Below are 12,629 nucleotides of genomic sequence, written 5' to 3'. Positions count from 1 at the left end.
AAATGAAAAAACCACTGTGTTCGACCGGATTGCGCTGGCTGTGGCTGGCGGTCCTGGTACTGGTACTGGATGCGATTTCAAAGCAGCTGATTTTAGCCAATTACGGGCTGCATGAATCCACATCACTGATACCGTACTTTAATCTGACCTATGTGCGGAATTACGGTGCCGCATTCAGCTTCCTCGCATCTCAGGGCGGCTGGCAGCGCTGGTTCTTCACAGCGGTGGCTATCGGTATCTCCGTGACATTATTAGTGATGATGTACCGTACCAGTGCACGCAATAAACTCAGTAATATTGCCTATGCGCTGATTATCGGCGGGGCGATCGGCAATCTGCTCGATCGCCTGATGCACGGCTTTGTGGTGGATTACATCGACTTCTATGTCGGTGACTGGCACTGGCCGACGTTCAACCTGGCGGACAGCTGGATCATCATCGGGGCGGGGCTTATCATTATTGAAAGCTTTATCCCTGACGGTAAGAAAAGCGACAAACCAGAGAATAAAACATCATCAGACTGATGACCCGAATATCCGCCGCCAGGCGGATATTTTTTATCTGATACAGAGAGTAATAATTATATGCAGGTTGCAGAACATCACAGCGTATTACTGGATTACACCCTGAAACTGTCTGACGGCTCGGTGGCAGATTCCACAGAAGCACAAGGCAAACCGGCACTGTTCCGCCTCGGCGACGGCAGCTTGTCTGATGCACTGGAGCAGCAATTATTGGGCTTATCCGCCGGGGATAAAAAAACCTTCACACTGCCCGGTGAGGCGGTGTTCGGCAAGCCGAGCCCGGATCTGATTCAGTTTTTCTCTGCCGCCGATTTCCTGGAAGCGGGTCTGCCGGAAACCGGCACGATCATGCTGTTTACCGCCATGAACGGCAGCGAAATGCCGGGGATTATCAAATCCGTTACTGAAGATTCTGTCGAGGTGGATTTCAACCATCCGCTGTGCGGACAGGATGTGACGTTTGATATCAGTGTCCGTGACGTCACTGCATAAGACACAGAGCAATAATTAGCATTACGGTCCGGGGGACGGCTCTGGTATAGTAGCGCGCAAATGTTGAATTTTTGTTTTACTGCCCGTCCGGGCGATAGTTTGGAGGCTGAACGTGCGTATTTTACTGGCTAACCCGCGGGGGTTCTGTGCAGGTGTTGACCGGGCAATCAGTATTGTGGAGCGGGCGCTGGAGTTATATGGTGCGCCTATCTATGTCCGTCATGAAGTCGTGCACAACCGCTATGTGGTCAATGATCTGCGTGAGCGCGGCGCGATTTTTATTGAGGAAATCGCTGAAGTACCGGATAACGCCATTCTGATCTTCTCCGCCCACGGTGTCTCGCAGGCAATCCGCCAGGAAGCGCGTTCCCGTAATCTCACCATGCTGTTTGATGCCACCTGTCCGCTGGTTACCAAAGTGCATATGGAAGTGGCCCGCGCCAGCCGCAAAGGCAAAGAAGCGATTCTGATCGGCCACGCCGGGCATCCGGAAGTGGAAGGGACGATGGGGCAGTACAACAACCCGGAAGGCGGTATGTATCTGGTGGAATCCCCGGAAGATGTGTGGAAGCTGAACGTCAAAGATGAGGAAAATCTCAGCTTTATGACGCAGACCACACTGTCTGTCGATGATACCTCCGAAGTTATTGATGCGCTGAATGCCCGTTTCCCTAAAATTATCGGGCCGCGTAAAGACGATATCTGCTATGCCACCACCAACCGTCAGGAAGCGGTACGGGATCTGGCGGGTCAGGCGGATCTGGTGCTGGTGGTAGGCTCCAAAAACTCATCAAACTCCAACCGGCTGGCGGAACTGGCGCAGCGGGTCGGAAAACCCTCTTATCTGATTGATTCTGCCGATGACATTAACCCCGACTGGCTGCGTGATGTGGATACTATCGGCCTGACTGCCGGCGCATCCGCGCCGGATGTGCTGGTACAGCAGGTAATCAGCCGTCTTCAGGAACTGGGGGCGGATGAAATCAGTCAGCTCGAGGGGCGTGAGGAAAATATTATCTTTGAAGTCCCGAAAGAGTTACGGGTGGATATCAAAGAAGTCTGACACAGCAAAGCAGAACGCAGGTTCTGCTTTTTTTTGTCTGCAGTCCGGTAAATACAGTTTTACTGATAATCGGCGGGCTGTATTGTGATTTTCTGATGATAGCGGCGGGTAACTGGTAATCCGGCCGGACAGCCGTTAATCTGCTGACATACAGACAGAAAACTGAGGATAACAAATATGGGTAAGTTACGGCTCGCGGTTGCGGGTGCCGGTGGCCGCATGGGACGCCAGCTGATTCAGGCGATTGCACAGAATGATGATGTGGTGCTGGGTGCGGCATTTGAGCGCGAAGGCTCCTCACTCACCGGGACTGATGCCGGTGAACTGGCCGGTACCGGGCGCAATGGCGTGATCCTGACGGCTGATCTGAACAGCCAGAAAGACAATTTCGACATCCTGATTGATTTCACCCGCCCGGAAGGCACCCTGACACATCTGACGTTCTGTACCGCGAACGGCAAAGGGATGATTATCGGCACCACCGGGTTTGATGATGCCGGAAAGGCCGCTATTGCACAGGCTGCGCAGCAAATTCCTGTGGTTTTTGCGGCGAATTTCAGTGTTGGCGTCAATCTGGTGCTGAAACTGCTGGAAAAGGCGGCCAAAGTCATGGGCGACTATACCGATATTGAAATTATTGAAGCGCATCACCGCCATAAAGTGGATGCGCCGTCCGGAACAGCGCTGGCGATGGGAGAATCTATTGCCGGGGCGCTGGGGCGTGACCTGAAGGATTGCGCGGTGTATTGCCGTGAAGGCTATACCGGCGAGCGGGAGCGGAACACTATCGGGTTTGCCACTGTGCGTGCCGGGGACATTGTGGGCGAGCACACAGCGATGTTTGCGGATATCGGCGAGCGTGTTGAAATCAGCCACAAGGCTTCAAGCCGGATGACATTTGCAAATGGCGCGGTTAAGGCAGCAGCCTGGCTGAGTGATAAAAAGAACGGTCTATTCACTATGAAGGATGTGCTTGATCTGGAAAATTTATAATAAAGTATAAATTACAACAGATTGATAAAGCAGTGATATTTTGATTTATCACTGCTTTAACTATTCTTTTTTTATAATTCTTTATCTGACCTATGTTTTTTATCATTATCATCGTTGTTACTCTCTTTTTTATTGCTGTTTTTGCCTTTCTCACCTCTTTTTCCGGCCATTAGCCTTTTTTTCAGTCATCTCATCAAAAATTCAGCATAAAGCTAATAATGATACTGTTTTATCCCTGTCAGCCAGCCTGTTTTGATCATGATGAGTAAAAAAATATAAAAAAGTCGATTTTCTCTGGACAACTGCCCGTTCGATCTTTAGAATGCGCCGCAATTTGTCAAAATTTGGTTAAATTTCTATTTTGGCATTGCTTTATAGCCCCAAATCTGAATTAATATGCACTAATTGTGATTTATTATTCCTCCGGAGGGTGTTTTGTTTAAGTCAGCAATCCTGGTTCTGCAAGACGGAACCACATTTCACGGACGCGCTATCGGCGCAGAGGGTGCCGTTACCGGCGAAGTTGTTTTTAATACCTCGATGACGGGGTATCAGGAAATTCTCACCGACCCCTCTTATTCCCGCCAGATAGTCACTCTCACTTATCCCCATATTGGTAATACCGGCACTAACAGTGCTGATGAAGAATCCCCGGATGTTTATGCACAAGGCCTCGTTATCCGCGACCTGCCGCTGACCACCAGTAATTTCCGCAGTGAAGAAAGCCTCTCCGAATACCTGAAACACCGCAACGTCGTGGCTATCGCCGATATTGATACCCGCAAACTGACCCGCTTACTGCGCGAGAAAGGCGCTCAGAACGGCTGCATCATCGCCGGTGAGCACCCGGATACGGCACTGGCGCTGAAAAATGCACAGAGTTTCAGCGGGCTGAACGGGCTGGATCTGGCGAAAGAAGTCACCACCGCGCAGCCATACAGCTGGACGCAGGGCTCCTGGACACTGGAAGGCGGCTTACCGGCGGATAAAACAGCGGAAGAGCTGCCGTTTCATGTGGTGGCGTATGACTTCGGTGCTAAACGCAATATTCTGCGTATGCTGGTGGATCGCGGCTGCCGCCTGACCGTCGTACCGGCACAGACCCCGGCGGAAGAGGTGCTGAAAATGGCACCGGACGGTATTTTCCTCTCCAACGGCCCGGGTGATCCGGCACCGTGTGATTATGCGATTGAGGCTATCACCCGTTTCCTGGAAACCGATATTCCGTTGTTCGGCATCTGCCTGGGGCACCAGTTACTGGCACTCGCCAGCGGTGCAAAGACCATCAAAATGAAATTTGGTCACCACGGCGGCAACCACCCGGTTAAAGACATTGAAAATAATGTGGTGATGATTACCGCGCAGAACCACGGTTTTGCGGTGGATGAGGCGACGCTGCCCGCGACACTGCGCGTCACGCATAAATCATTGTTTGACGGCACACTGCAGGGTATTCACCGTAATGATAAGCCTGCATTCAGCTTCCAGGGTCACCCTGAAGCCAGCCCGGGCCCGCACGACGCCGCCCCGCTGTTCGACCACTTTATTGAACTGATGAAAAACGCCCGTCACTGATCAGGAGCAGAAAAATGGCAAAACGTACAGATATCAGCAGCATCCTGATTTTAGGCGCCGGTCCGATTGTTATCGGCCAGGCCTGTGAATTTGACTACTCCGGCGCCCAGGCGTGTAAAGCCCTGCGCGAAGAGGGCTACCGCGTTATCCTCGTTAACTCGAACCCGGCAACCATTATGACCGACCCGGAAATGGCGGATGCGACTTACATCGAGCCGATTCACTGGGAAGTGGTGCGCAAAATCATCGAAAAAGAGCGCCCGGATGCCGTTCTGCCGACCATGGGCGGACAAACCGCGCTGAACTGTGCGCTGGATCTGGAACGTCACGGCGTGCTGGCAGAGTTCGGCGTCGAAATGATTGGCGCGACAGCAGATGCGATTGATAAAGCAGAAGATCGCCGCCGTTTCGATATCGCGATGAAAAAAATCGGTCTGGATACAGCGCGTTCCGGTATCGCACACACCATGGAAGAAGCGTTTGCGGTCGCCGATGATGTCGGTTTCCCGTGCATTATCCGCCCGTCATTCACCATGGGCGGCACCGGCGGCGGTATTGCGTATAACCGTGAAGAATTCGAGGAAATCTGTACCCGCGGCCTGGATCTCTCCCCGACCAACGAACTGCTGATTGATGAATCACTGATTGGCTGGAAAGAGTATGAAATGGAAGTGGTGCGGGACAAAAATGATAACTGCATCATTGTCTGCTCCATCGAAAACTTCGACGCGATGGGGATCCACACCGGTGACTCTATCACTGTTGCCCCTGCACAGACCCTGACCGACAAAGAATACCAAATCATGCGTAACGCCTCGATGGCGGTGCTGCGTGAAATCGGCGTGGAAACCGGCGGCTCCAACGTGCAGTTCTCGGTGAACCCGAAAACCGGTCGTCTGATTGTTATCGAGATGAACCCGCGTGTATCGCGCTCCTCCGCGCTGGCCTCCAAAGCGACCGGCTTCCCGATTGCCAAAATCGCGGCCAAACTGGCAGTCGGCTACACGCTGGATGAACTGTCAAACGACATCACCGGCGGCCTGACACCGGCCTCCTTTGAGCCGTCCATCGACTATGTTGTGACAAAAATCCCGCGCTTTAACTTTGAAAAATTTGCCGGCACCAATGACCGTCTGACCACACAGATGAAATCCGTCGGTGAAGTGATGGCTATCGGCCGCACTCAGCAGGAATCCCTGCAAAAAGCGCTGCGCGGCCTCGAAGTGGGCGCGACCGGTTTTGATCCGAAAGTGAACCTGGACGACCCGGATGCACTGACCCGCATCCGCCGTGAGCTGAAAGAAGCGGGCGGCGAGCGGATCTGGTATATCGCGGACGCATTCCGCGCCGGACTGTCAGTTGACGGCGTATTTAACCTGACCAACGTTGACCGCTGGTTCCTGGTACAGATTGAAGAGCTGGTGCGTCTGGAAGAGCAGGTGGCAGAAGTCGGGATTAACGGCCTGACCCCCGAATTCCTGCGTCACCTGAAACGCAAAGGTTTTGCGGATGCGCGGCTGGCAAAACTGGTCGGTGTGGCGGAAGCTGAAATCCGCAAACTGCGTGACAGCTATCAGCTGTGGCCGGTTTATAAGCGTGTGGATACCTGCGCGGCGGAATTTGCCACTGACACCGCCTATCTCTACTCCACCTATGAAGAAGAGTGTGAAGCGCAGCCGAACAACGACAAACCGAAAATTATGGTACTCGGCGGCGGGCCGAACCGTATCGGCCAGGGCATTGAGTTTGACTACTGCTGCGTACACGCGGCGATGGCGCTGCGTGAAGACGGCTACGAAACCATCATGGTCAACTGCAACCCGGAAACGGTTTCCACTGACTACGACACTTCTGACCGCCTCTATTTCGAGCCGGTGACGCTGGAAGATGTGCTGGAAATCGTGCGTGTCGAAAAACCGGCGGGTGTGATTGTTCAGTACGGCGGCCAGACTCCGCTGAAACTGGCGCGCAGCCTGGAAGCGGCCGGTGTGCCGGTTATCGGTACCAGCCCGGATGCGATTGACCGCGCGGAAGACCGCGAGCGTTTCCAGCAGGCGGTCGTCCGCCTCGGCCTGAAACAACCGGCAAACGCCACCGTCTCTAATATTGAGCAGGCGGTTGAGCGGGCAAAAGAAATTGGTTATCCGCTGGTGGTGCGTCCTTCTTATGTGCTGGGCGGCCGCGCGATGGAAATCGTCTGCGACGAAACCGACCTGCGCCGTTACTTCCAGAATGCAGTCAGTGTCTCCAATGACGCGCCGGTACTGCTTGACCGCTTCCTCGACGATGCGATTGAGGTGGATGTCGATGCTATCTGCGACGGCGAACAGGTGCTGATTGGCGGCATTATGGAGCACATCGAACAGGCGGGGGTTCACTCCGGGGATTCTGCCTGCTCGTTACCGGCTTACACGCTGAGTCAGGAAATCCAGGATGTGATGCGCGACCAGGTGAGAAAACTGGCGATGGAACTGCGCGTGCGCGGTCTGATGAACACCCAGTTTGCGGTCAAAGACAACGAAGTGTATCTGATTGAAGTTAACCCGCGTGCGGCGCGTACGGTGCCGTTTGTCTCCAAAGCCACCGGGGTGCCGCTGGCGAAAGTCGCAGCGCGCGTGATGGCCGGTCAGACACTGGCGCAGCAGGATGTGACAAAAGAAGTCATCCCGCCGTACTACTCGGTGAAAGAAGTGGTGCTGCCATTCAACAAATTCCCGGGCGTTGACCCGATTTTAGGGCCGGAAATGCGCTCTACCGGGGAAGTGATGGGCGTGGGACGCACCTTTGCGGAAGCCTTTGCCAAAGCCATGCTCGGCAGCTCTTCCTCACTGAAGAAGAAAGGCCGTGCGTTGCTCTCTGTCCGCGAAGGTGATAAAGCGCGGGTGGTGGATCTGGCGGCAAAACTACTGAAACAGGGTTTTGAGCTGGATGCGACACACGGTACTGCGATTGTACTGGGTGAGGCGGGTATTAACCCGCGCCTGGTGAATAAGGTGCACGAAGGTCGCCCTCACATTCAGGACAGAATTAAAAACGGCGAATACGATTACATTGTGAATACCACCGCCGGTCGTCAGGCGATTGAGGATTCCAAAGTGATCCGCCGCAGCGCCCTGCAATATAAGGTGCATTACGACACCACCATGAACGGCGGCTTTGCCACCACACTGTCTCTGAATATGGATCCGACAGAGAGAGTGATTTCAGTACAGGAAATGCACAGCCTGATTAAAGATAAATAATCACGTTTGTTAAAATAAAAAATCCGCTGCGGCGGATTTTTTATTTCTCCGGAAAAACGATCCGATTCCCTTCTGTTAAAATAATTACCTAACTATATTTTTTGCTTTTTGTTGTGTTTATGTTTTGTTTATTCTTTCTCTGCGGTAATGCAGGTATATTTTTTCAAATCCTGTTTTATCTATACTGAGAGTTAATGAATGAAAAAAATTTAATTTCCCTGCTTATCATGCTGCCTTTTTCATATGCGAACGCTGATGATAACAGCAACTACTATTATGCAAGAACACTTGTTGATTTATCTGAATATAAAAAAGTCACTGAAGACGAGATTCCGGTATTAGTACCGGAAACCAGTACTAAATTATATTTTGTAGAAAATAATTATCAGCCATTGATTACATCTGAAATTAAAAATGAGTATGACCGCAGTGCGGGTATTTCAGAAGTTATTCAAACATATAATTACTTAAATGACAAAATTAATCATACACTGAACAGTGTTACGGAGATACAGAGTAATTCCCCTGTTTATAATCAGTCATTATCTCAAACTATTGATGAATTTAATAGTGACATGAAAAATATACAGGATGCTAATGAAAAACAGGATACTAAGCTGGAGAAACTGGGGGCGGCAGCCCTGTCTGCTGAAGTTAAAATCAATGAGATAAATGAGACAATATCACCGGTATTCAATGAGATATCTCAGTTAAAACAGGATGCAGACAGTATCAAAATACAGAGTGAATCTGTCATTTTATCTGTGGGTGAACTGCATACGGATATCTCAGCCGTTCAGACTGTGAATAAAGAACAGGATGATCAACTCGAAGAACTTCATTCGCAAAATAAAAACATAAGAAATAATATCAATTCTCTGATTGAACGAGCGATCCCTGCCGATAATGCAATTTATCAGTTAAAACAAGATAGTAAGAAGAATGAGCAGGAAATTAATAATCTGGAATCAGCTATCGAACTGACAGATGAAGTGAATTTTTCACAGGGTAACGAAATTCAGCAACAGGGAAAAATGATCTCTGAACTGAAAGCCGATTCAGACAAGCTGACAACAGATTTAAAAGATGTTCGCAAAAAGAGTAATACGACAACCAATGTGGCTAATGCTAACAGAAGAGATATTGATAAACATGCGACCAAAATTGATAAAAATACCCTCGATATCCTGAAGAACCGTCAGGATCTGCGTTCACTGGAAAATGATTTACGTGAAACCAACGAGCGCCTTGATAACGGTCTGGCGGCCAGTGCCGCACTGAACGGTCTGTTCCAGCCGTACGGTGTCGGTAAACTGAATATCACTGCGGCGATGGGCGGATACCAGTCCACTCAGGCAGTCGCAGTGGGAACCGGTTACCGGTTCAACGAGAACATCGCTGTGAAGACTGGTGTTGCATACACCGGTTCGAACGATGTGATGTACAACATGGCTTTTAACCTTGAATGGTAATGCTGTGTTATGGTGACTGAAAGGTCATGTTTCATATACTCCTCCTTTCATATTGGCGTTTGAATTTATTTTTAATAAATAGTGAATTAATTATATTGATGACAGCAAGGCTGAAATTTGGATAATTAATCCTGCTATATTTGCCATGCTTTGGGAAATACATATTGCGTTCGTGTATTTCCCTTTTTTTATTTATGAATTATTTGTTTATTGAGTGATTACTTGAAAAGCAGTTATAAAATAAATAAAAACCACCTGTATAATTTATACAGATGGCTTTCAGACAGTAACTAACTTAATTAAATTCTTTTGGATCCGGCCCTAAGCGGGTACCTGAATCGAGAGACTGAATCTGTGAGAGTTCTTCTTTCTCCAGACGGAAATCAAAGACATCAAAGTTTTCATGAATCCGCGAAGGGGTGACTGATTTCGGTATCACAATCAGCCCGCGATCCAGATGCCAGCGAATCACTATCTGTGCTGGTGTTTTCTGGTATTTCGCCGCTAATGCCTGAATGATATCAGTATCAAAAACGCCTTCGCCGCCCTGTGCCAGCGGACTCCAGGATTCAGTGTGAATGGAATGGGTCGCATTCCAGGCCTGAAGCTCGCGCTGTTGCAGCAGAGGATGCAGTTCTATCTGATTGAGTACCGGTGCCACGCCGGTTTTGTGGATAATGCGCTGCAAATGGCCGATATCAAAATTACAGACACCGATACTGCGGGTCAGTCCGGATTTCTGTAATTCAATCAACTGCTCCCAGGCGGAGACATAATGGTCTTCTGCCGGTGCGGGCCAGTGGATCAGATACAAATCCACATAATCGAGCTGTAACTTTTTCAGGCTCGCTTCCAGCGCCTTACCGGCATGTTGCTGATCGCTGTTCCACAGTTTGGTGGTGATAAACAACTCGTCTCGGGGAACGGTGGTCGCTTTCAGTCCTTCACCGACACCTTCCTCGTTCTGATAAATCGCGGCAGTATCAATCAGCCGGTAACCGGTTTCGAGTGCGGTCTGCACAGCAGAGCCGACCACGTCGTTCCCGGCTTTCCAGACACCCAGCCCCAGTTGCGGCATTAAGTGTCCGTCAGATAAGGTAACTAATGCAGGTTTGTTCATGTGGCCTCCAATCAGTGTTTATGGTGTATCAGACGGCAGCCCGGTAGATCCGTTCACTGACTTCCGGTGTGATGTCCTGGTGTTCACCCAGGGCAGTCTGGCCGTGTTCAGTGAGCTTGGCAACCAGTTTGGGAATGCCGCTGTCATCAATCTGATAATCAGAGAAACGGGTTTTTACACCCAGCTCTTCAAAGAAAACGCGGGTTGCTTCAATGGCGCACTCAATCCGGCTCTCTTCAGAACCGTCTGTCAGATGCCAGACACGCTCAGCGTACTGTAATAATTTTTCGCGCTTGGTTTTGCGTTTTTCCCGCAGCAGTGCCGGTAACACAATCGCCAGTGTCTGCGCGTGATCCAGTCCGTACAGCGCAGTAATTTCATGGCCCAGTGCGTGGGTTGCCCAGTCCTGCGGCACACCGGCACCAATCAGCCCGCTCAGCGCCTGGGTGGCGGCCCACATCACATTGGCACGGCTGTCATAATCCTCCGGGTTTGCCAGTACTTTCGGGCCTTCCTCAATCAGTGTCAGCAGAATACCTTCTGCAAACCGGTCCTGAATTTTGGCATTCACCGGATACGTCAGATACTGCTCGAGGGTGTGAATAAAGGCATCGACCACACCGTTGGCTGTCTGGCGCGGCGGCAGGGTGTAAGTGGTCTGCGGATCAAGAATGGCACACTTCGGATGCACCAGCGGGTGACCGAATGATTGCTTATCTCCGGTTTCACGGCGGCTGACCACAGAAAAACAGTTGGTTTCAGAACCGGTGGCCGGAAGTGTCAGCACACAGGCAATCGGCAGTGCACTGCGGATATTGCGGCCTCCGGTGGTGATGATATCCCACGGATCGCCCGGATAATCCACCGCAGCGGCAATAAACTTGGTACCGTCGATAACAGACCCGCCGCCGACCGCCAGCAGATAGCTGATGCCATGCTCACGGATATACGCAATCGCTTTTACCAGCGTTTCATAGGCCGGGTTCGGCTCGATACCTGAAAATTCATGAACATCATAACCGTCCAGGGCAGCCAGTACCTGCTCGTAAACACCGTTACGCTTAATACTGCCGCCGCCGTACAGCATCAGTACTTTGGCATCTTTCGGGATTTCACTGCTGAGTTTGGCGATTTGGCCTTTGCCGAAACGAATTTTTGTCGGGGTGAAAAGAGTGAAGTTGTTCATTATTTCTCCGGGTAAGATTAGGAAAAATGAAGCGGATAACCATTAAGTGTAGTGTAAATCAGGGCGGGCGTGGTGGCGAACCGGATTGTGCTTTCCGGCACACCGGCAGCAAAAAGGCTCCCGCAGGAGCCCTTATCTTATTTCTTATGGACGCGGTGGCGTCTGCGGTTAAGCAGGGCGCGGCGTCTGCGGTAGTGTCGGATGAGCAGATACAGGGATGCCACGATACCGACAATCAGGAAAAAGACCGGGATCAGCAGCAGTGCGGTCATTACCGTTTTTTCGTGTGCTTTGACAAACGGGATCTGATTGAGCACATAACCGAAGGTGGTAATAATCGCCACCCAGAGGAATCCGCTCAGCCAGTTAAAGAACTGGAAACGGCGGTTCGGCAGCGAGGAGAGACCTGCCAGCATCGGCAGCAGAGTACGGACAAAACCGAGAAAACGACCGATCAGCAGGGCATACAGGCCGTGGCGGTTAAACAGCACTTCGGCTTTCTGATGGTAATTTTTCGGGATCTGCGTCATCCAGCGCCTGACGGTTTTGGTATCACTCAGCCAGCGCCCCTGAACAAAACCCAGCCAGCTGCCGATACCGGCGGCGGCGGTCAGAATAGCCAGTGTCGGCAGGAAATCCATCACGCCCTTCGCAATCAGTGCGCCTGACAAAATAAGCAGGGTATCCCCGGGCAGAAACGCGGTGGGCAGAATGCCGTTCTCCAGCACAATAACGGTGAAGAGGATAGCGTAAACCAGCCAGAGGACTTCGGGATTAGAGAGTGTGGCAAAATCGTGAGACCAGAGCGCACTCACAATCTCTGATAAACTAGACATTAGATTTCCTGTAAAACGAGATCCGGAACAACGGTACCGACAGTGTATCGCAAAAATTGCTCACCCGTTTGATTTGATCGGGTTTTTCTTCCGATTCACTGACGGTATAAAGGGAGGTTGGTGAAT

10 protein-coding genes are annotated in these 12,629 nt (G+C 50.9%); 7 read left to right on the top strand and 3 right to left on the bottom strand.

Going from position 1 to position 12,629, the window contains the following annotated elements; translation table 11 throughout:
- Window positions 1-2 precede the first annotated feature (2 nt).
- The 7 genes from lspA (at window position 3) to HMPREF3119_RS01505 (ending at window position 9,361) form a co-directional block, all read left to right on the top strand.
- Window positions 3-524, top strand: coding sequence for a signal peptidase II (lspA, locus tag HMPREF3119_RS01540; RefSeq protein ID WP_004242137.1), 522 nt, complete (start codon window positions 3-5; stop codon window positions 522-524).
- Between the two features lie 60 nt (window positions 525-584).
- Window positions 585-1,016 (top strand): FKBP-type peptidyl-prolyl cis-trans isomerase, encoded by a 432-nt coding sequence (gene fkpB, locus HMPREF3119_RS01535; protein WP_004237134.1) that lies wholly within the window; start codon window positions 585-587, stop codon window positions 1,014-1,016.
- 112 nt (window positions 1,017-1,128) lie between these two features.
- On the top strand, window positions 1,129-2,079 hold the full coding sequence (gene ispH / locus HMPREF3119_RS01530; protein ID WP_015422443.1) for a 4-hydroxy-3-methylbut-2-enyl diphosphate reductase: 951 nt from the start codon (window positions 1,129-1,131) through the stop codon (window positions 2,077-2,079).
- Window positions 2,080-2,256: 177 nt separating this feature from the next.
- Window positions 2,257-3,072 carry a 4-hydroxy-tetrahydrodipicolinate reductase gene (gene dapB, locus HMPREF3119_RS01520; RefSeq protein WP_032099050.1) on the top strand — a complete coding sequence of 272 codons (816 nt, stop codon included), beginning with the start codon at window positions 2,257-2,259 and terminating at the stop codon, window positions 3,070-3,072.
- A gap of 435 nt (window positions 3,073-3,507) precedes the next feature.
- The gene (gene carA / locus HMPREF3119_RS01515; protein WP_070578143.1) at window positions 3,508-4,647 is read left to right on the top strand and encodes a glutamine-hydrolyzing carbamoyl-phosphate synthase small subunit; all 1,140 of its coding nucleotides are present in this window, start codon (window positions 3,508-3,510) and stop codon (window positions 4,645-4,647) included.
- A 14-nt stretch (window positions 4,648-4,661) separates the two neighbouring features.
- Window positions 4,662-7,889 (top strand): carbamoyl-phosphate synthase large subunit, encoded by a 3,228-nt coding sequence (carB, locus tag HMPREF3119_RS01510; protein ID WP_070578140.1) that lies wholly within the window; start codon window positions 4,662-4,664, stop codon window positions 7,887-7,889.
- 194 nt (window positions 7,890-8,083) lie between these two features.
- Window positions 8,084-9,361 carry a YadA C-terminal domain-containing protein gene (locus HMPREF3119_RS01505; protein ID WP_070578137.1) on the top strand — a complete coding sequence of 426 codons (1,278 nt, stop codon included), beginning with the start codon at window positions 8,084-8,086 and terminating at the stop codon, window positions 9,359-9,361.
- A gap of 295 nt (window positions 9,362-9,656) precedes the next feature.
- On the opposite strand, the gene dkgA is transcribed toward HMPREF3119_RS01505, so the two are convergent.
- The 3 genes from dkgA to HMPREF3119_RS01490 form a co-directional block, all read right to left on the bottom strand.
- The gene (gene dkgA / locus HMPREF3119_RS01500; protein ID WP_004237141.1) at window positions 9,657-10,481 is read right to left on the bottom strand and encodes a 2,5-didehydrogluconate reductase DkgA; all 825 of its coding nucleotides are present in this window, start codon (window positions 10,479-10,481) and stop codon (window positions 9,657-9,659) included.
- Between the two features lie 28 nt (window positions 10,482-10,509).
- Window positions 10,510-11,667, bottom strand: coding sequence for an alcohol dehydrogenase (gene yqhD, locus HMPREF3119_RS01495; protein ID WP_070578133.1), 1,158 nt, complete (start codon window positions 11,665-11,667; stop codon window positions 10,510-10,512).
- A 137-nt stretch (window positions 11,668-11,804) separates the two neighbouring features.
- A complete protein-coding gene (locus HMPREF3119_RS01490) occupies window positions 11,805-12,503 on the bottom strand; it encodes a DedA family protein (RefSeq protein WP_004237143.1) in 699 nt (232 codons plus the stop codon).
- Between the last annotated feature and the right edge of the window lie 126 nt (window positions 12,504-12,629).

The organism is Morganella sp. HMSC11D09 (genome assembly GCF_001807955.1).
In the GTDB taxonomy this organism is placed as follows: domain Bacteria; phylum Pseudomonadota; class Gammaproteobacteria; order Enterobacterales; family Enterobacteriaceae; genus Morganella; species Morganella morganii.
Note: the sequence above shows the minus strand (reverse complement) of the source record. Positions and strands in the feature narration are given on the sequence as shown.